The sequence below is a fragment of the Nitratireductor lacus genome, assembly GCF_056431025.1.
In genome coordinates this window covers 53,892-74,029 of the sequence record NZ_JBWKMB010000015.1, presented here as the reverse complement: position 1 = coordinate 74,029, position 20,138 = coordinate 53,892, and the positions used below count along the sequence as shown (strand labels likewise).

The 20,138-nt window shown below is 63.1% G+C and carries 18 protein-coding genes; 15 read left to right on the top strand and 3 right to left on the bottom strand.

The features are described from left to right. The first annotated feature begins 31 nt into the window (after positions 1–31). From AC07E3_RS14150 to AC07E3_RS14120, 7 genes are all read left to right on the top strand, one after another. Complete coding sequence (locus AC07E3_RS14150) at positions 32–1,147, top strand: LacI family DNA-binding transcriptional regulator (RefSeq protein ID WP_478362774.1); 1,116 nt, start codon at positions 32–34, stop codon at positions 1,145–1,147. Positions 1,148–1,149: 2 nt separating this feature from the next. After that, positions 1,150–2,172 carry an ABC transporter substrate-binding protein gene (locus AC07E3_RS14145; RefSeq protein ID WP_478362772.1) on the top strand — a complete coding sequence of 341 codons (1,023 nt, stop codon included), beginning with the start codon at positions 1,150–1,152 and terminating at the stop codon, positions 2,170–2,172. Positions 2,173–2,245: 73 nt separating this feature from the next. After that, positions 2,246–3,073 (top strand): ABC transporter permease, encoded by an 828-nt coding sequence (locus AC07E3_RS14140; protein WP_090328023.1) that lies wholly within the window; start codon positions 2,246–2,248, stop codon positions 3,071–3,073. Next, the gene (locus AC07E3_RS14135; protein WP_025030355.1) at positions 3,070–3,849 is read left to right on the top strand and encodes an ABC transporter permease; all 780 of its coding nucleotides are present in this window, start codon (positions 3,070–3,072) and stop codon (positions 3,847–3,849) included. Before AC07E3_RS14140 ends, AC07E3_RS14135 begins: the two co-directional genes overlap by 4 nt. Beyond that, positions 3,842–4,867: an ABC transporter ATP-binding protein gene (locus AC07E3_RS14130; RefSeq protein ID WP_478362769.1), complete on the top strand. Its 1,026-nt coding sequence runs from the start codon at positions 3,842–3,844 to the stop codon at positions 4,865–4,867. Before AC07E3_RS14135 ends, AC07E3_RS14130 begins: the two co-directional genes overlap by 8 nt. Before the next feature lie 16 nt (positions 4,868–4,883). Then, positions 4,884–5,801, top strand: a complete 918-nt coding sequence (locus AC07E3_RS14125; protein WP_478362766.1) for a nucleoside hydrolase — start codon at positions 4,884–4,886, stop codon at positions 5,799–5,801. After that, positions 5,798–7,576, top strand: coding sequence for an adenine deaminase (locus tag AC07E3_RS14120; protein ID WP_478362764.1), 1,779 nt, complete (start codon positions 5,798–5,800; stop codon positions 7,574–7,576). Before AC07E3_RS14125 ends, AC07E3_RS14120 begins: the two co-directional genes overlap by 4 nt. Positions 7,577–7,735: 159 nt before the next feature. Here the strand turns inward: AC07E3_RS14120 and AC07E3_RS14115 are convergent, their stop codons facing one another. Further along, complete coding sequence (locus AC07E3_RS14115) at positions 7,736–8,905, bottom strand: M20 aminoacylase family protein (RefSeq protein ID WP_478362762.1); 1,170 nt, start codon at positions 8,903–8,905, stop codon at positions 7,736–7,738. 146 nt (positions 8,906–9,051) lie between these two features. On the opposite strand from AC07E3_RS14115, the gene AC07E3_RS14110 reads away from it, so the two are divergent. From AC07E3_RS14110 to AC07E3_RS14080, 7 genes are all read left to right on the top strand, one after another. Further along, on the top strand, positions 9,052–9,762 hold the full coding sequence (locus tag AC07E3_RS14110) for a phosphoribosyltransferase (protein WP_478362760.1): 711 nt from the start codon (positions 9,052–9,054) through the stop codon (positions 9,760–9,762). A 65-nt stretch (positions 9,763–9,827) separates the two neighbouring features. Continuing rightward, on the top strand, positions 9,828–11,609 hold the full coding sequence (locus AC07E3_RS14105; protein WP_478362758.1) for a sugar phosphorylase: 1,782 nt from the start codon (positions 9,828–9,830) through the stop codon (positions 11,607–11,609). After that, positions 11,606–12,400: an HAD-IIB family hydrolase gene (locus AC07E3_RS14100; RefSeq protein WP_478362756.1), complete on the top strand. Its 795-nt coding sequence runs from the start codon at positions 11,606–11,608 to the stop codon at positions 12,398–12,400. Before AC07E3_RS14105 ends, AC07E3_RS14100 begins: the two co-directional genes overlap by 4 nt. A 14-nt stretch (positions 12,401–12,414) precedes the next feature. Then, the gene (locus AC07E3_RS14095) at positions 12,415–13,638 is read left to right on the top strand and encodes a glycosyltransferase family protein (RefSeq protein WP_478362754.1); all 1,224 of its coding nucleotides are present in this window, start codon (positions 12,415–12,417) and stop codon (positions 13,636–13,638) included. 174 nt (positions 13,639–13,812) lie between these two features. Then, positions 13,813–14,826: a cell division protein FtsZ gene (ftsZ, locus tag AC07E3_RS14090; protein WP_478362752.1), complete on the top strand. Its 1,014-nt coding sequence runs from the start codon at positions 13,813–13,815 to the stop codon at positions 14,824–14,826. A gap of 228 nt (positions 14,827–15,054) precedes the next feature. Further along, complete coding sequence (locus AC07E3_RS14085) at positions 15,055–16,305, top strand: glycoside hydrolase family 5 protein (RefSeq protein WP_478362750.1); 1,251 nt, start codon at positions 15,055–15,057, stop codon at positions 16,303–16,305. A gap of 25 nt (positions 16,306–16,330) precedes the next feature. Continuing rightward, complete coding sequence (locus tag AC07E3_RS14080) at positions 16,331–17,494, top strand: Gfo/Idh/MocA family protein (protein ID WP_478362748.1); 1,164 nt, start codon at positions 16,331–16,333, stop codon at positions 17,492–17,494. 4 nt (positions 17,495–17,498) lie between these two features. Here the strand turns inward: AC07E3_RS14080 and AC07E3_RS14075 are convergent, their stop codons facing one another. After that, positions 17,499–18,569: a Gfo/Idh/MocA family protein gene (locus AC07E3_RS14075; RefSeq protein ID WP_478362746.1), complete on the bottom strand. Its 1,071-nt coding sequence runs from the start codon at positions 18,567–18,569 to the stop codon at positions 17,499–17,501. A gap of 80 nt (positions 18,570–18,649) precedes the next feature. Continuing rightward, on the bottom strand, positions 18,650–19,087 hold the full coding sequence (locus tag AC07E3_RS14070; RefSeq protein ID WP_336068962.1) for an Lrp/AsnC family transcriptional regulator: 438 nt from the start codon (positions 19,085–19,087) through the stop codon (positions 18,650–18,652). Positions 19,088–19,217: 130 nt separating this feature from the next. Between AC07E3_RS14070 and rocF the strand changes: the two genes are divergently transcribed. Continuing rightward, positions 19,218–20,138: an arginase gene (gene rocF / locus AC07E3_RS14065; RefSeq protein WP_065815883.1), complete on the top strand. Its 921-nt coding sequence runs from the start codon at positions 19,218–19,220 to the stop codon at positions 20,136–20,138.

The following is a 20,138-nucleotide window of genomic DNA, read 5'->3' as shown; positions in this document are numbered from 1 at the left end:
AACGCTTAACCTTCATGTGAATCGGGCTTTGATGGCTTCTCGTGCCAATCTATCCGATATTGCCAAAGCGCTTGGCGTATCGGTTGCGACCGTTTCAAACGCGATGTCCGGAAAGGGCCGCGTGTCGAAGGAGCTCGGCCGGACGATCCGCGAAAAGGCAAAAGAGCTGGGCTATGTGCCCAGCCTCGCGGGCCGGGCGCTGAGCACCGGGCGCAGCCATGTGCTTGGCCTCGTTCTTGCTGACATCGGTCACCCGCTCTTTCCGCAATTCGCGCAGGCCATCGAGCATGCGGCTTCCGAGGCGGGCTATGGCGTTCTCATCGGCGACAGTCGCGGCGATATCGAAGCCCAGTCCCGCGCCATCAACCGGCTGATCGAGCGTGGCGCGGATGGCATCGTCGTCGTTCCACGCCATGGCACGCGCATCGGCGATATCGGCCGTCCCGTTGCGGTCATCGATTCCCCCTCCACGCCGGGCAACACGGTTGCCGCCGATCACCGCAATGGCGGCCTGGAAATTGGCCGGCATCTGCTGGAGCTCGGCCACCGCTCCGTGGCGATCATCGGCCTCCATTCCGATTCCAGCGTCCAGAACGATCGCATCGCCGGCATTCGCGAAGCCTTTGCAGGCAAGGGCGAAATCCGCCTGATCTGGATTGGCGAGATGGAGCGCAGCCATGGCTCGGGCTGCCCGCTCGGTCTCGTGCGTCTGGTGGAGGAGGGTGTTACGGCGTTCGCCGCCGTGTCGGATCTCCATGCCCTGCGCGCCATCACCGAGCTGCAACAGGGCGGTATTTCCATTCCGGGCGATGTCAGCGTCACCGGTTTTGACGATCTCATCTGGGCCGGCGTCATCGCGCCGAGCCTCACCACGATGCGTATGGATATGGAGCGCATTGCCGAGATCGCCATTGCCGAACTCATTTCCCAGATCGAGCAAGGCGGTGCGCGCGATGCGCCGTCCGATCTGCCGGCCTCTCAGGGCCAGAGCTCCATTCCGATGGAGCTTATCGTTCGCCAGTCAAGCGGGCCGGCGTTGGGGCTCCCCGCTTCTGGCGAGACGGCGCCGGCCCTCACCGGGCCGGCGTCATCCAACATGAGCCAGGTCCTGCCCCTAAGAAGCACCACCAGAGAAGGAAGCGATTAGACATGTTCAAGAAACTCATGGCCTCCGGCGTTGCGCTGGCCGCACTCAGCGGCGCGGCACAGGCAGCCGACAAGACCCTCGTCATCTCCGTCTACGGTTTCGCCCAGGACGCTTTCAAAGAGATCGTCTACGACCCGTTCGAGGCCCAGTGCGGCTGTGAACTGGTGGTCGAGACCGGCAACTCCGTGGAGCGTCTCGCAAAGCTGGAAGCACGCAAGGACGATCCGGAAATCGACATGGCCGTCATGTCCACGCACGACGCGCTTTCGGCATCGCGCAAGGGCATCACCCAGGCCATCGACGTCAGCCGCCTGTCGAACTATGACAAGCTCTACGACATCGCCAAGGATCCGCTCGGCGACAATCTGGCTGTCGGCTACACCTTCTACGCCACCTCCATCGCCTACCGCGCTGACGAGGTGACGATTGAGAGCTGGGCCGACCTGTTCCAGGACAAGCTGAAGGGCCGCGTTGCATTCCCGAATGTCAGCACCAATCAGGGTCCGCCCGCGCTCTACATGGTCGGCAAGGCCATCGGCGACGATGCGGCAGACCTGAAGGCCGCCATCGGTGAGGTCGCAAAGCACAAGGACGATATCGTCACCTTCTACGAGCGTTCCTCGCAGGTGGCGCAGCTCATGCAGCAGGAAGAGATACTGGCTGCACCCATTGGCCGTTTCGCCTGGGGCGCATACTCCAAGATGGGCTTCGACATGGCCTGGGCCACCCCGAAGGAAGGCCAGACTGGCGGCATGAACGTCATGATCCTGACCAAGGGCGCGAAGAACGAAGATCTCGCCTATGAGTTCATGGATTTCTGGCTCTCCACCGATATCCAGACCAAGCTTGCCGAGGCGCTGGTGGACAGCCCTGCCAACGCGGAAGTGAAGGTCTCCGACGAGATCGCCGAAAACCTCACCTATGGCGCCGAGACCGTTGAGAGCCTGCAGCTGCTCGACCCGGCCGTCATTCTCGACAACCGCGAGACCTGGCTCTCGGAGTGGAATGCTCAGATCGGCCAGTAAGCCGTTAAGCTGATGCGATGGCTCGGGGGCGGGCGGAGGGTCCGCCCCCGAACCCAACACAAGGTTCCAACACATGTTTCAGAATCGGATGGAAGGACTGGCGCTGGCGTTGCCTGCGGCGGTCTTCGCGGCGATCGTTTTTCTCGTTCCCGTGGGCATCCTGCTTTCCGAGGGCTTTCGCGCCGAGGGAAGCTGGACCCTGGCGTCCTATGCCGGCTTCTTTGAAAGCGAGCTCAACCGCACCGTCTTCTGGCGCACGCTGAAGCTCGGCGCGATCGTGACTGCCGTGTCGGCGGTCATCGGCTATGCCACGGCCTATTCCATCGTCACGCTGCCGCCCACCGCGCGCGGCCGTATGATCGGCCTCGTCGTCATGCCGCTGATGATTTCGCCCGTCGCCCGCACCTATGCCTGGATCGTCATTCTGGGCCGCACCGGCTTCGTCAACGAAACCATTGTCTGGCTCGGTCTTTCCGACACGCCCATCCGGTTCCTGTTCACCGAGACGGCCGTTTTCATCGGTCTCCTGCAGCTCTTCCTGCCGCTCATGATCCTGTCGCTCATCAGTGCGCTGGAAAACATGCCCAAGGATGCCGTGCCCGCCGCGCGTGTTCTGGGGGCAAACTGGTTGCAGGTCTTCGTCAAGGTCATCCTTCCGCTGACCAAGGAAGGGCTCGTCATCGGCGGCACGCTGGTCTTCACCGGCTCGCTCACGGCCTACATCACCCCCGCCATTCTCGGCGGCTCCAAGGTCTTGATGCTGGAAACGCTGCTCTATCAGCGCGTCACCGTCGCCAACGATTTCGCCTCGGCAAGCATCATCGCCATGATCCTCATGGTCATGAGCTTCTCCGCCAACCTGCTTCTGAAACGCCTGGCCACCGCGAGGAACAAGCGATGACCTCCCGCCTTCTGTCCTACGTCACGCTGACGCTCGTCCTCATCTTCCTGCTCGGGCCGTTCGTCATCATCGTTGCGGCGGCCCTTTCGGGCGGCGAAACGCTCGCCTTCCCGCCGCAGGGCCTGTCGCTCAAATGGGTGATGAAAGTGTTCGAGGTGGAGAGTTTCAGGGCAAGCTTTGCGCTTTCCATGTTCCTCGCCATCTTCGGCACGCTCGCTGCACTCGTGCTTGGCGTGCCGGTGGCCTATGCCGCCTCACGCTATCGTCTGCCCTTCGGCGAGACCATCCGCACCATCGTCTCCGCGCCGATCATCGTGCCGGGCATCATCGTCGGTCTGGCGCTTCTGCGCTATCTGGTGATCCCGCTTGATGTCAGCGTTGGCGTGGCCCTGTTCATCGCCCACACGGCGCTGATCCTGCCCTATGCGGTGCGCGTGGTTTCGGCCTCGCTCGACAATCTGCGCAGTGACATCGAGGAGGCTGCGGTCATCCTAGGCTCTTCGCGGGTCGCCACCTTCTTCCGGATCGTGCTGCCCAACATTCAGAGCGGCATTCTGGCGGCCTTCATTCTGGGCTTCGTCACCAGCTTCAATCAGGTGCCGGTGTCGCTCTTCCTTTCAGGACCGGGCGTGCGCACGCTGCCCATCGACATGATCTGGTACATGGAAATTACCTATGATCCGTCGGTGGCTGCTCTTGCCGCGCTGCTCGCCTTCCTTTCCATTTCCATCGTTTTCCTCGCGGAACGTTTCCTGGGGTTCTCCCGCTATGTCTGATGAAACCTATCTCGATCTGAGCAATCTGACGCTCGCCTATGGCAAGACCGTCGCGGTCGAAAGCCTCAACCTGTCCATCCGCAAGGGAGAGCTGATTGCGTTGCTCGGCCCCTCCGGTTGCGGCAAGACCACCACCATGCGCGCCATCACCGGCCTTCTGCGTCCGGCGTCCGGCAAGATCACGCTGGATGGCGCCGACATCACCTATGTGCCGGCCAACAAGCGCCATGTCGGTCTGGTGTTCCAGTCCTATGCGCTGTTCCCGCACCTGACCGTGTTCGAGAATGTCGCCTTCGGCCTGCGCCTGAAGAAGCTCCCTTCCGCCGAGATCAACCAGCGGGTCGAGGCCGGCCTCGCCATGGTCGGGCTTTCCAAGTTCCACAGCCGAAAGCCGGCGGAACTCTCCGGCGGTCAGCAGCAGCGCGTCGCGCTTGCCCGCTCGCTGGTCATGGAGCCCAAGGTGCTGCTGCTCGACGAGCCGCTGTCCAACCTCGATGCGCGCTTGCGTCTGGAAATGCGCACCGAGCTGCAGCGCGTCCAGCGCGAGAGCGGCGTCACCATGGTCTTCGTCACGCACGACCAGAACGAGGCGCTGGCGCTGGCCGACCGCATCGTCGTCATGAAGGAAGGCGCAATCGAGCAGGTCGGTTCGCCCGAGGATGTCTACAACCGTCCTCGTTCGCGCTTCGTTGCCGATTTCGTCGGCTTTGAAAACATCTTTGCCGTCAAGGACGGGAAGATCGTTACAGACAACGGCGCAGTGGATCTCGCCGGTGCGTCTGCCGTCAATGCGCCGGGGCTTGCCTGGCGTCCGCATATGGTGACCCTCGGGGAGGGGCGCTTTCAAGGCGAGGTGCTTGGCGCGGCCTTTGCCGGTGGCTCGCGCGAATACCTGCTGAAGAGCCCGCTCGGCCCCATCAAGGCCGAGATGGATGCATCCGCCCCCGCCTTTGAACCGGGCAGCACAGTTGCCTTCGACCTGCCGCCGGAGCGCGCTGCCGTTCTCGAACGCATGTAGAAAGGGAGTGTCCGCCTTGGTCTGGATCGACACGGATATGGGCTTCGACGACATTCTGGCGGTGATGATGGTCGCCGCCTCGTCGAAGCCGGTCGCTGGCGTCTCGCTGGTGTTCGGCAACGCGCCGATGGATGCGGTGCGCGCCAATGCCGCCGGAGCCGCATCGCTGCTTGGCTGGCGGTTCCCGATCCACACCGGCGCGGAACGGGCGATCCTGGGCGGGGTGGAAACACCCGCCCATGTTCTCGGCCCCACCGGCATTCCGACCCGTGGGCGCAGCCTTCCCCAAGCCGAGGCGCTGCCGCGCACCGATGCGCTTGCGGCCCTGACCGCATGGCTTGAAGGGCTCGATGCGCCGGGCGAAATCCTGGCGCTCGGCCCGCTTACCAACATCGCGATCCTGTCGCTCGCCCGCCCGGACCTGCTTTCAAAGATCGACAGCGTGACCTGGATGGGCGGCGGCGCAACCCGTGGCAACCACACGGCGTCTGCCGAGTTCAACGCCTTCGCTGATCCCGAGGCCGTCGCCATCGTTCTGGCAGGCGGCATTTCGCTGCGCGTCGCCGATCTCGACCTGTGCCGTCAGGTGCTTGTCGGTCCCGAAGATGTCGATGTCGTGCGCGCCGCCGGCACGCCGAACGCCGAAATCCTCGCCGACCTTCTTGGCGCCTATGTCGACATCGCGCTCACGCGCGGCCGTCCCGCCATGGCGCTTTACGATCCCACCGCCGCCGCCGCCTTTGTCGCGCCCGACGCCTTCGTCTTCGAAGACGCGGAGGTGACGATGGAGCTTGCCGGCGCGCACACGCGTGGCCGCACCATTGTCGACCAGCGCCCGCATGTGAAACCCAACGCCCTGTGGGGCATGCGCGCCGATGCCGCCCGCGTTCGTGCGCTGGCGCTCGACGCCCTCGTGGAGGCTGCCCGCTCATGACCGTCGAACCCCGCGATCTCGACAATGCCCCCCAGCGCGACCGCGCCGTTGCCGCAGCACGCGGCGACGCGCCGTTTGATCTTCTCATTCGCGGCGGCACGCTGCTCGATGCGGTGACCGGCGAACTGCGCCCCGCCGATATCGGCATTGTCGGCGCGCTCATCGCCAGCGTCCACGAGCGGCGCGCGCGCGACGACGCAGCCGAGATCATCAAGGCGGAAGGGCTCACCATCACGCCCGGCCTGATCGACATGCACATGCATGTGGAAAGCTCCATGATCACGCCTGCCGCTTATGCGCAGGCCGTGCTGCCGCGCGGCGTCACCACCGTTCAGTGGGATCCGCATGAATTCGCCAATGTGCACGGGCTCGACGGCGTCACCTGGGCGCTGGAGGCGGCAGCCGATCTGCCGCTGCGCATGATCGTGCTCGCGCCGTCCTGCGTTCCCGCAGCCCCCGGTCTCGAAATGTCCGGTGCGGATTTTGGCGGGGCCGAGCTAGCCGACATGCTGTCGCGTCCCGGCATTGGCGGCGTTGCCGAGGTCATGAACATGCGCGGCGTCATCGACCGCACCGCGCCCATGCGCGATGTGGTGCAGGCCGGCCTTGAAAGCGGCAAGCCCGTCTTCGGCCACGCCCGCAGCCTCAAAGGCGCAGATCTCAACGCCTTCATGGCCGCCGGCGTCAGCTCCGATCACGAACTCGTCTCCGGGGATGATCTGATGGCCAAGCTGCGCGCCGGTCTCGCCATCGAGATGCGTGGCTCGCACGATCATCTCCTGCCGGAATTCGTCGAAGCGCTGAACGCGCTCGGGCGGCTGCCTTCCACGGTTACGCTGTGCACCGACGACGTGTTTCCCGATTCGCTTCTCAACGAAGGCGGGCTTGACGATGTGGTGCGCCGTCTGGTGCGCTACGGCATGCAGGCTCCCTGGGCCATTCAGGCCGCAACGCTCAACGCTGCGCACCGGCTCGCGCGGCCCGATCTCGGTCTTGTCGCCGCCGGTCGCCGCGCCGACATCGCGCTGTTTGACGATCTGGAGAATTTCCGCGCCGCCGCCGTCATCGCCAATGGCGTCGTGGTCGCGCGCGATGGCGCTTTGACCGCCCCGGTGAAGGCGCATCCCACCGCGCCGCTCAAAGGCTCCATCAAATGCCCCACCTTCACGCCCGATGATTTCCGCGTCCGGGCGGAAGGGGAGCGTGTCCGCGTCGCCACCATTCACCGCCCCCGCTTCACAGAGTGGGGCGAGGCGGAAGCGACGGTGCGTAACGGCTTCGTCGTGCCGCCTGAGGGCGCGACGCTGATCAGCGTCATTCACCGTCATGGCCGCGCGCCGGCCATTCCGCGCGTGGGCTATCTCACCGGTTGGGGCTCCTGGCGCGGCGCGTTTTGCACGACGGTCTCCCACGACAGCCACAACGTCACGGTCTTCGGCGGCAATGAAGAAGATGTGGCGGTTGCGGCAAACTGGGTGATCGAGGCTGGCGGCGGCATGGCCGTTGCGCGGGGCGGTCGCATCGTCGCCTCTCTGGCGCTACCCCTGTCGGGCCTCGTCTCCGATGAACCGCTGGCCGATGTGGCGGCGGGCTTTGCGTCCCTGCGCTCCGCCATGGACGACATTGTCGACTGGGAGCCGCCCTATCTGGTGTTCAAGGCCTGTTTCGGCGCAACGCTCGCCTGCAATGCCGGCCCGCACCAGACCGATCTCGGCATTGCCGACAACGCACGCCCCGCTGTTCTGGAAACGCCGGTTCTCGAAATTCTGGAGTAGGCCCAGCCTGAGTTTTCAGGTCAGCGCTCGCCCCTCATCCTCACCTTCTCCCCGTGAACGGGGAGAAGGGGGCATAGACGGTGCCACTTCTTCCTTCTCCCCGCAGGCGGGGAGAAGGTGCCGGCAGGCGGATGAGGGGCGAGCGCCCCACATCCAAAATCAGGCCGCCAGTTCCTGCTCCACCAGCGTCGTCCAGAATTTTACGCCGGTGCCGATCGCCTCGTCGTTGAAGTCATAAGCCGTGTTGTGGTGCAGCGCGCCATCCACGGCCGGGCCATTGCCGAGCCACACATAGGCCCCCGGCACGTCCTGCGAGAAGAACGCGAAGTCGTCGCCCGCCGTCGAAGGCGGAAAGTCGGTGCGCACCTTGTCGCCGCACACGGCCTTCGCCGCCGCCAGCGCACGCGCCGTCGCGTCCGCATCGTTCACCACGGGCGGAATGCGGCGGATGAAGCGGTATTCCGCCTCGATGCCGAACATCGCAGCAACACCATTCGCCAGCCGGCCGATCTCTTCTTCCAGCTGGTCGCGCACACGCGGCGTGTAGGCGCGGGCGGTTCCTGCAATGTCCATGAAATCGGGGATCACGTTGAGCGCGTTGGGATCGCCCGCCTGCACCGAGCAGGCGCTCACCACGGCTGGCTGCAACGGGTCCACCACACGGCCGACAATCGTCTGCAGGCTCGCAAGAAAATGCCCGCCCGCCGTCACCGGGTCCTTGCCCAGATGCGGCTTTGCGCCATGGGTGCCGACGCCGCGAAACCGCACCTGCCAGCTATCGGAAGAGGCAAGCTGCGGTCCGGCCACAACGGCCATCTCGTCGGTGTCGAGGCCGGGCATGTTGTGCAGGCCATAGACCGCATCGCAGGGAAACAGCTCGAACAGCCCGTCTTCCACCATGCGCTTTGCGCCGCCACGGCCTTCTTCCGCCGGCTGGAAGATGAAGTGCACCGTGCCGGAGAAATTGCGCGTCCGCGCCAGCTCGCGCGCCGCGCCCAGAAGCAGCGTCGTGTGTCCGTCATGTCCGCAGGCATGCATCTTGCCGGGCACGGTGGATTTATAGGGGCGGTCGGCGGTTTCGGGCATGGCGAGCGCGTCCATGTCGGCGCGCAGGCCGATGGTGCGCGGGCCGTTGCCCACCGTCAGCGTGCCCACCACGCCGGTGCCGCCAAGGCCGCGATGCACCTTCAGGCCGGTCTCTGTCAGATGTTCGGCGACAATCTGGCTGGTCCGCTCTTCCTCGAAGCCCAGCTCGGGATGGGCGTGCAGGTCGCGTCGCAATGCGACGAGAAAATCGAGCTCCGCACGAACATCCTCGTTAACAGCCATCAATACGCCCTTTCCATTCATGCGTCTGCCCGGATAAAAGGTGCCTTCCGCAGCAAGGCGGCCGGCGTGGAGATCGTTGCTCTGTCCGGAAACAGAAATCCAAGGTGAAAACAGCTCATTCTTAACGCGGGGCCTTTCGGCAGACAATGACGCATTCCGATTTCCAGATCGATCCCCAGGCATTCTGGCAGGTGCTCGAACCGGCAGGAACCTTCGAGCGCGCCCCGCGCGGCGGCCACAAGGGGTTCTTCCCCGCAGAGCTGCCCGATGGGCGTCAGCTCGGCCTCCCGATCCGCGTTCTTTCAGGTGGCGAGCGGGCGCTTGCGTCGCTCATCGTCAACCAGGCAAGCTTCTCCGTCTCCGATGCGCTGGCGAAGGCGCTCGCTGAAAAGGCGTACGCCTTCAGGCCGGATGTCGTCGTCGGCCTGCCCACCCTCGGCCTGACGCTTGCCTCTCAGGTCGCCCGCGCGCTCGGTCACAGCCGCTATGTGCCGCTCAGTACATCGCGCAAGTTCTGGTATGAGGAAGAGCGTTCGGTTCCGCTGCGCTCCGTCACCAGCCCCGATCAGCAGAAGCGCCTTTATGTGGACCCCCGCATGCTGCCTCTCATCGAGGGGCGCCGCGTGCTTCTGGTGGACGATGTCATCAGCACTGGCAGCTCCATTCTCGCCGGTCTGAAACTCCTCAAACTGTGCAACATCGAGCCCGTCGCCGTCGGTGCGGCCATGTTGCAGACGAGTCGCTGGCGCGAGGCGCTTTCGGCCGAGAGCGAGGGCATCTGCGACCGCGTTGTCGGTGTGTTCGAAACGCCGGCCCTTGCGCCGACGCCCGAAGGCGGGTGGCTGCCGGAAATCTGATGACCCCTTGCCATTGTCGCCGTCCCACGCCATCATGTTGCAATGCAGCATGACCGGTTCGGCACATGACGGTAACGGGAGCAGAGCGCAGGGCGCCAGCGACGACGCCCACCAGGCTGCACAATGGTCTCAGCCAGCTCCTCGGTTCCATATATCCTGACCAGGGCCCCGCCACGCTTGCAGAACAGGCGCTGGCCGTGTTCTTCGGAGAGAAGGGAAAGCCGCGCAGGCGTGGCCGGGTCCCGGCAAATTCGCTTTGGAGCGAAAAGGACAACTACGTCATCACCTATGGCAACACGCTGGTGGATGGCGAACACAAGCCGCTCGATCTGCTGTACGATTTCTCCGAGCGCTATCTGACGGGCGTCTTCACAGGCATTCACATCCTGCCCTTCTTTCCGTTCACCTCGGATGACGGGTTCGCCGTCACCGACTATCGCGAGGTGAACAGCCAGTTGGGCGACTGGGCCGATATTTCGCGCATCGCCGGCCATTTCCGTCTCATGTCCGATCTGGTGATGAACCACTGCTCCAGCCAGAGCCGCATGTTCTCGGATTTCCTGCAGGGCCACGAACCCTGGGATCGGTTCTTCAAGGTGGCAAACCCTGAAGATGATCTGAGTGCGGTGGTGCGACCCCGCACCCACCCGCTCTTGCGCGCCTTCGAGACGGAAAGCGGCATCAAGCATGTCTGGTGCACTTTCAGCCACGATCAGGTGGATTTCGATTTTTCCAATCCGCGTGTCCTGTTCGAGTTTCTCGACATCATCCGCGAGCATATCGAGCGTGGCGTGCGCACCATTCGCCTCGATGCGGTGGCCTTCCTCTGGAAGGAGATCGGGACTCGTTGCATCCATCTGCGCCAGACGCATGAGATCATCCGCCTTATCCGGCTCTTGTGCGATTATCGCGAGGAACCGATTGTACTCATCACCGAGACCAATGTTCCGAATGTCGAAAATCTCAGTTATTTCGGCAATCGCAACGAAGCGCACATGATCTACAATTTCGCGCTGCCGCCGCTTCTCCTGCACGCGCTGCTTGGCGGTACGTCGAAATATCTTAACGCCTGGCAGATGGCGATGCCGCCGGCGCAGCTCGGCTGTGCCTATTTCAATTTTTCCGCCTCGCATGATGGCATTGGCCTGCGACCCGCCGAAGGTCTCATTCCTGAAGAAGAGATCCTGCAGGTCATCGACACGGTGCAGGGCTTTGGCGGCCGGGTTTCCTATTATGCCCGCCCGGATGGCGACAGGCCCTATGAGCTGAATGTGGCGCTGTTTGACGCCTTTGCCGGAACCCATGAAGGGACCGACGATCTGCAGGTCGAGCGCTTTCTTTGCAGCCAGGCCATTGTCATGGGGCTGGAGGGCATTCCCGCATTTTACATCCACTCCCTGCTCGCAACGCGCAACGACTATGACGGTGTCGAAAAGCTGGGCTACAATCGCGCCATCAACCGGAAGCGACTGGACTACGCGATGCTGCGCAAGGAGCTTGATGACCCAAACACGCTCTCCGCCCGTGTGCTTTCGCGGCTGAAGGAGATGGTGCGCGTGCGCTCGGGGCAACCCGCCTTCCATCCCAACGCCACGCAATTCACGCTTCAGCTCGGCGAGGCCTTTTTCGGTTTCTGGCGCCAGAGCCTCGACAGGTCGCAGAGCATTTTCGCAGTATCGAACCTGACCAGTGACACACGTTCCATACCCTCCATGGCTCTCAACCTCATCGAGGGCGATCTGTGGTGCGATCTTCTGACGGGCGAGCCGATCGCACAGCTTTCCGGCGAGATAGCCTTTGCTCCGTATCAGACACGCTGGATCTCCAACCGGCAAACGGTTTCATGATCATCAGGCCGCGCCTCGTCGTGTTCAGCGACCTGGATGGTACGCTGCTCGACCATGAGACCTATGAATTCGCACCGGCGCGTCCTGCGCTGAAGGCGCTGCGTGCGCGGGATGGCGTGCTCATCCTGGCTTCCAGCAAGACCGCAGCCGAGATCGCGCCTTTGCGTGAGGCCATGGGATTTGCCCATTGCCCGGCCATCATCGAGAATGGTGCCGGCATTCTTCCACCGAAAACCGGAAATCTGCGAAAGTCCGAAAGCCGGTATGAGGAAATTGTCCGGCTTGTCGACACGCTGCCGGGTGAACTTAGGCGCAGATATTCCGGCTTCTCGGACTGGGACGCAGGGGAGGTGGCGGCCTGCACCGGCCTGAGCCTCGAGGCAGCGCAACTGGCCCGGCAACGGGACTATTCCGAACCCGGAATCTGGAGCGGGACGGAAGAGGAGTTCGCGGCGTTCTGTCAGGCGCTCAACGACAAGGGTGTGCTTGTTCAAAAGGGCGGGCGGTTCGCTACGCTTTCGTTCGGCGGCACAAAGGGAGAGAGGGTCCGCGAACTGCTTGCGGGGCTGGAAGGCAAACACACTCCGGTGGTCAGCGTCGCACTTGGCGATGCGCCAAACGACCGCGACATGCTGGAAAGCGTGGACATTGCGATTGAAATTCCCAACCCTGCCCATGCGGGTATCGGCAAGATTGCCCGTGGTGGAAGCCAGGTGCTGAGAAGGGCGCGTCTTGCGGGGCCGGCAGGCTGGAACGAAGAAATGCTCGCAGTGCTGGAAGAGATCGAATAGCGGAGAGGAACATCATGTCGGATTTTCAGCAGAGCGGAAGCGTCGCCACGCTGCACAATCTCGGCACCGTCGCGCCGCAAGAGATGGAGCGGCAGCTCAACCTCTTCGCCGGCCGCCGCAAGATCACGCTCATCCTGCCGTCGCTGTTTTCAGAGCTCGAAGCTCCTGCACTTGGCAAGATCGTCGATGAGCTTTGCCAGGTGGATTACATCAATCACATCGTCATAGGTCTGGACCGCGCAGACGAAGAGCAATTTCGCTTCGCCCGGGATTATTTCTCCCGTTTACCGCAAAAGCACTCGATCCTGTGGAACGACGGCCCGCGCCTCAAAGCTGTTCAGGAGCGCCTCGCCTCTCTTGGGCTCGCGCCGGAAGAGCCCGGCAAGGGGCGCAATGTCTGGTATTGCATGGGCTACACGATTGCCTGCCAGGATAGCGACGTGGTGGCCCTGCATGATTGCGACATCACCACCTATTCGCGCGAAATGCTGATGCGGCTTGTCTATCCGCTGGCTAATCCTTCCTTTCCCTATCAGTTCTGCAAGGGATACTATCCGCGTATCGCAGACGGGAAACTGAACGGCCGGGTTAGCCGGCTGTTGATCGCGCCACTTCTACAGGCGCTGCAGCGCACGTTCGGCCACAGCGATTATGTCGAATATCTGCAGGCTTTCCGATATCCGCTGGCGGGCGAATTCGCCATGCGCACCTCCATCCTCCCGGACATCCGCATTCCCTCCGACTGGGGGCTGGAGATCGGCGTTCTTTCAGAAGTATGGCGCAATCTCGGTCGCCACTCCGTCTGCCAGGTAGATATCTGCGACCGCTACGACCACAAGCACCAGCCGCTTTCGGCAGAAGATGCCGCACGCGGGCTTTCGCGCATGTCTATTGACATTTCCAAGGCGATTTTCCGCAAACTCGCGACCGACGGCATGGTGTTCAGTCAGGAGCATTTCCGGACCCTCAAGGCCACCTACTACCGGCTCGCTCTCGATCTTATCGAGCGTTACTACAACGACGCCATCATGAACGGCCTGCATGTGGATCGCCACAAGGAGGAAAAGGCGGTGGAACTCTTTGCCGCGAATATCGTCGAGGCGGGGCACACCTTTCTGGAGCACCCGATGGAAACGCCTTTCATCGCCAATTGGAGCCGTGTGCAGTCGGCCGATCCGGATGTGTTGAGGCTCCTGCGTGAAAGCGTCATTGCCGACAATGCCGAGGTTCCGTCCTGACGTTGCCGGTCGAGCGTTACAGGGCGTCATCAGATTTGTAGTCGAGCCGTATTGTGGCGGCATTCGTGGCGTAGCGCGCACTTGAACTAGCGTGCGCACTCTGATTCCCTGATGCGGACGCGCGGGCGGAGCGATTCGCTGTCGCCGCCTGCCCCCAGGAAGGACCAAGGCCCCATGACGGACGAAAAGAAGCCCGAAATCTCTGAAATGCGCCCCAAGATCACCATTGTCGGTGTCGGCGGCGGCGGCGGCAACGCCGTCAACAACATGATCACGCAAAATCTGCAGGGCGTGGACTTCATCGCCGCAAACACGGATGCGCAGGCGCTCACCATGTCGAAGGCCGAGCGGCTGATCCAGCTTGGCGCGAACTCGACTGAGGGGCTGGGTGCGGGGTCGCTGCCGGAGATCGGCCAGGCCGCCGCCGAAGAGACCATCGACGAGATCATGGATCACCTGTCGGGCACGCATATGTGCTTCGTCACGGCCGGTATGGGCGGAGGCACGGGCACGGGTGCCGCGCCGATCATCGCCGCCGCGGCCCGCAATGCCGGCATCCTGACCGTCGCCGTGGTGACCAAGCCGTTCACCTTCGAGGGCAATCGCCGCATGGCCATCGCCGAGCAGGGGATAGAACTTCTGCGGCAGGCGGCCGATACGGTCATTGTCATTCCCAACCAGAATCTGTTCCGCATCGCCGATGCCAAGACCACCTTTGCCGAAGCGTTCGAACTGGCCGACAAGGTTCTTTACTCGGGCGTTCGCTGCATCACCGATCTGATCGTCAAGGAAGGTCTGATCAATCTGGACTTTGCCGATGTCCGTTCGGTCATGCGCGACATGGGCCGCGCCATGATGGGCACGGGCGAGGCGACGGGCGACGCGCGCGCGATGAAGGCTGCGGAAGCGGCCATCGCCAACCCGCTTCTGGACGAAGCCAACATGAGGGGCGCACGCGGCGTTCTGGTCTCCATTTCCGGTGGCCGCGACATGACACTGTTCGAGGTGGACGAAGCAGCCACCCGCATCCGCGAGGAAGTCGGCGACGATGCCGAGATCATCGTCGGTGCCATCTTCGATGACAAGCTGGAAGGCGTTTTCCGCGTCTCTGTCGTCGCGGCCGGGCTGGCAAGCGAGACGGATGCGCAGGCTGGAGAGAGCGGTCACGCCGAGGCACTGCGCGCCTAGATGACGCGACGATTTTCCGGGCGGCGCAGAGCCGCCCGAATTTTGGAATTTGACCGGTTTTCCGTCATTCCAGAGCGAATTTCAGAATTTCAAACCGGAATTTCCCAAATTTATAAAGGCGCCCTGAAGCACAGCTTGCCGACGTCCATCACCATGTTTCGTTAATCCGCGGCTGGTATCCGGAAGGTGCGGTGTTTGCCGCTCGGATGAGGAAACGGGAGCCGCTGAATGGCGAGCAGAACGGCATGGTTGAAGCGCGGGCTGGCCGCGGCCGGCCTTTTGGCGCTGGCTTCCGGGCCGCTCGAGGCAGCGACATTCGCACCTGAGCGCGGCCTCAATCTCGATCTGTGGGATACCTGGCCGAACGAGGCGGAGTGGTCGCGCGACGGCGTGCTCCTGCCATATCCCGAATGGCGGCGCAGGCTGGATGCGCAAGATCTGGCACTTCTGAGAGATGTTGGATTCGATTTCCTGCGCATGCCGGTCGATCCCATTCCATTTCTCTCTCCGAAGGCAGACCATTTGCGCGAGCGCCTTCTGATGTCGGTTCTGGAGGGCGTGCGCACCATCAACGCCGCCGGGCTGAAGGCGATCGTCGATCTCCACCCCATCCCGCGTGGTGCCGACCGGTTTGCCGGTATTGAAGAGCTTCTGCGCGACGATGCGCTGTTCGAGCGCTATCTGGATCTCGTGCGTGACATGGGCCGCACGCTGGCCGCAGAGGACCCCGAGCGCGTTGCCTTCGAACTGTTGAATGAGCCCGTGACGGGCTGCGAAGGCGCGGAGGCTGCAGCCTGGGACGATCAGCTTGGCCGGCTTTTCGCAGCGGCCCGATCTTCTGCGCCGCGCACCACGCTCATTCTGTCCGGTGCGTGCTGGGGATCGGCCAGCGGGCTTGCCGCACTCAACCCCAACACCATCCCGGACGAGAACATCCTGTGGGGCTTTCATTCCTATGATCCTTTCATCCTGACCACGCAGGGCGCCCTCTGGGCGGGCGACTTCATTCGCTATGTGACGGGCGTTCCTTACCCTCCCTACGAGCACAAGGCCGAGCTGGAAGCCGCGGTTTCAAAGGCGCGCGCACGCATTCGCGCTGACGCACCCTTTATGCGCCGCTCGGGCATGCTTGATTATCTGGATGAGCAGATCGCGGGCATCGGCACCGAGGAGAAACTGGATGCGCAGATGGACGCGCCCTTCAAGACGGTGGCGGACTGGGCTGCGCGATATGGCGTCGACCCGCAGAACATCCTGCTCGGCGAGTTCGGCATGATCCGCCAGGAATACGGGAATCCCGACGTGATCCCCGGCGCGTGGCGCGCAGCCTATATTCGAGACATGATCGAAAAGGCAGAGCAACGCGGTTTTGCCTGGTCCATCTGGGGCTATGGCGGGGCTTTCGGCATTGTCGAGGAATTTGGCGGCAATCCTGCCGAGGACGATGTGCTGCGCATGATCCGCTCACTGAAGAAGTAAGGTCAGGACCTGTTTGAGGCTTCCAATGACGAAAATCGCTTTTGTCGGCACGGGCTTTGTTGCCGACTATTACATGACGACGCTCCAGAACCACCCCGGTCTCCAGCTGGCGGGTGTCTGGGATCGCGACGCTGCAAGGCTCAGCCAGTTCTGCGATTTTCATGGTGCGCGTCCCTATGCGGACATGCAGTCCCTTCTCGATGACGGGGATGTCCGGATCGTCGTCAATCTGACAAACCCGGAGAGCCATTACGCGGTCAACAGGGCGTCTCTCGAAGCCGGCAAGCATGTCTATTGCGAGAAGCCGCTGGCCATGACTGTCGATGAAGCGGAAGCGCTGGCGAAGCTTGCCGCCGAACGCGGCCTGACCGTCTGTTGCGCCCCCGCCAATGCGCTCAGCACCGCGCATGAGGCTTTTGTCCGCCTCATGGCCAAAGGCGAGATCGGTCGCCCGCGCCTCGTCTATGCCGAGATGGAGGACGGCCCCGTCTTCCGTGCCGACTGGCAGAACTGGCGAAGCCGTTCGGGCGCGCGCTGGCCCGGCGCGGAAGAGTTCAAGATCGGCTGCACGCTGGAGCATGCAGGCTATGCGCTGAGCTGGCTGGTCGACCTCTTCGGCCCGGTTGTGCATCTTTCAGCGTCTTCTGCGCTGTGCTTTCCGGACAAGGGTGTCGGGGGTGACGAGGTGCTCGCGCCCGATTTTTCCGTAGGTCTCCTGACCTTCGAGAGCGGCGTCAGGGCGCGGCTGACCTGCGGGCTCGCCGCACCGCGCGATCGCTCGCTCACCGTGCTCGGAGACAGGGGCAGTCTGACCCTGCGTGATCTCTGGGATGACAATTCGCCCATTCATCTGTCCGCGCCGGGACGTGAAAGGTCTTTTCTGGAACGGGCGCTGAACGCAATCGAACATCGGATCGGCCGAACCCTGCCGGTGAGCGTATTTCCGGGAAAGCGGGTGTCCAGCCATGGGACAGGCAGGAAGAAGACGCTGCCGTCCTATCCCTCGCAGATCGACTTCATGCGCGGTATTGCAGAGCAGGCAAGGGCGCTCGAGGATGGAACCACACCCTTCTTTTCGGGAGATGTGGCGTTGCACCTGACCGAGCTGGTTCTCGCGCTCAATGCCGGTGAACACGATTACACGCCGAAGACCCGTTTCGATTTCAGCCCGCGCTGGAGCGAAGGCTGACAGGTCAGGTCAGGCGATTTGCCTCGTCGAGAACGGTTTCCACGATCTCCAGAGTGCGTGCGCTGTCCAGCGGGGACATGAGGCGATGATGGGTGTTGCCCGAGCGCATGGCTTCTGAAGCCGCTTCAATTTCAAAGCCGAGGCCATATCCCGCATAGGGAAAAACATGTTGCCGGACCCCCGGCAATGGCAGGCGGGCGGCGAGTTTGCGGATCGTACGCGACGGGACGGAACGACCCGGAAACGCCGCGAGCCTTGCGGCAAGTCCGTTTGAGCATTGCAGAACGGCCCGTGCCGCGATGAACGGGGCGGGAAGCAACAGAGTGCCTCTGCTGCCTTCGATGATGAAGCAGTTTTCGCCCTCGTGATCGAACGCGCAGGAAAGATGCGCCTTCACGTCGCCAGAGAAGTTGAGGGTCAGGGATGCCGACATATCGACACCTGTCGGCGCTGCGCGCCATTCTCCCGCAACTTCAATGGGTTCACCCATCAAAAGCCGGGCAAGCGAGATGCCGTACACTCCTAGATCCAGCATCGCGCCGCCGCCATGCTCTTTCGCGTAGAAGCGGCTTTCGGGATCATAGGGGTGGTGGAAGGCGAGGCTTCCGCGCAGGCGTGTGACTTCTCCGATTGCGCCTTCCTCGATCAGCGACCTCGCTTTGGCGATGGCCGGCAGGAAGCGCGTCCACATGGCCTCCATCAGAAAGACGCCCTGTTCCGCAGCGAGCGTGGCCAGGCGGACGGCCTGCGCGCTCGTGGTGACAAGCGGTTTTTCCACCAGGACATCCTTGCCGCTTTCGATGGCCGCGCAGGCGATGGGAAAGTGCGTGTCATTGGGCGTGGCGATATAGACGGCATCCACCGTGCTGTCGCCCAGCAGGTCCGTGTGCGCGGTGTGGGCCGTCACGTGGTCGCCGTGGCGTGCAGCGAAGGCCTTTGCCTTGTCTGCGTTTCTCGAAGAAACGGCGGCAAGCTCGGCGCCCTCCGACAGGCGCAGGTCTTCGGCGAACTGCCCGGCCATGGTTCCTGTGCCGACAATTCCCCAGCGAATGGGTTCAGAGCTTCTGTCTGGCATCGTGGTTCGCTCGTCGGTTTGCGGTGGGGCAGGGGCCTTTTAGGCTAGGGCCTTCAGGTTAACGCAGCCATAAATGGCGCTCACAGCCGCGCGCGGGTGCTGTGGGGCGTGGCCAGAAGCAGGCTTGTTTCGCTGTTCATGATGCCGGGAATGAGGCGGATGCGGCGCAGCACCGCGTCGAGGTCGGTCAGTGTGGACGCGCCGATCTCCACCACGATGTCCCAGCGACCATTCGTGGTGTGGACGGCGGAAACTTCCGGAAACCCCTCCAGCGCGTGGATCACCCGGTCGGCGGAACGCCCTTCGATCTCCACCATGGTGATGCCGCGCACGGGCGCTTCCACCGTGTCGGCCCGCAGGATGACCGTGTATCCGACTATGTGGCCGCCCTTCTCCAGCCGCTCCATACGGGCGCGCACCGTGGCGCGCGACACGCCCAGATCCATCGCCAGATCCGAGATGCTGCGGCGCGCATCATGGCGCAGAAGGGTGATCAGGCGTTCGTCGAGTTCATCCATGATTGTTCAAAATGAAATCCATAATTAGCAAAATGATAAATGCTTATGGAATTTTTGGCAATTTGGTTTGTTCATTCTGCCGACGATCCGGGGTCGAATAACGGGAACTGTTCGATGGGTCGGTGGCGCTATGCATTGCAAGATCTTGGGTATTCCGGTGCAGGATGGCGCCGGGCGCATGGGATGCGAGATGGGACCGAGCGCCTTGCGCACGGCCGGTCTCGTGGCGGCGCTTGGCGAGCTGGGCCATCAGGTTTCCGATCTCGGAACCGTTGTTCCAAAACCGCAGGATGTGAAGCCGCATGGCAACCCCGCGCTGAAGGCGTTGCCGGAGATCGTCGCCTGGACGGATGCGATCAGCGAGGCGGCTTACGCTGCGGGAGAAGACGGCATGCCGATCTTTCTTGGCGGCGACCACAGCATGGCGGCGGGCACCCTTGCCGGGATGGCGCGCCGGGCGGCGGAAGCCGACAGGCCGCTTTTCGTTCTGTGGCTTGATGCGCATCCGGATTTTCACACGCTCGACACCACCGCCAGCGGCAATCTGCATGGCGTGCCGCTCGCCTATGCCAGCGGGCAGGCGGGTTTCGACGGCTTCTTTCCGCGCCTTCACACACCGATCGATCCCACGCGCATCTGCGCGCTTGGGCTGCGCAGCGTGGACCCGGCAGAGCACACGGCGCTGCGCGGGGCGGGCGTGACCGTTCATGACATGCGCGCCATCGATGAGCATGGGATAGCGCCGCTGCTGCGCGCTTTTCTCGAGCGTGTGGCCGCCGAGGGTGGACGCCTGCATGTGAGCCTCGATGTGGACTTTCTCGATCCCGCCATTGCGCCGGCGGTGGGCACCACCGTGCCCGGCGGCGCAACCTTCCGCGAGGCGCATCTGGCGATGGAGATGCTGCATGACAGCGGCCTCGTCACCAGCCTCGACCTCGTGGAACTCAACCCTTTTCTCGATGAGCGCGGTCGCACGGCGACCCTGCTTGTCGACCTCACAGCCAGTCTGCTTGGCCGGCGCATCATGGATCGGCCTACCAGGAGCCATTGA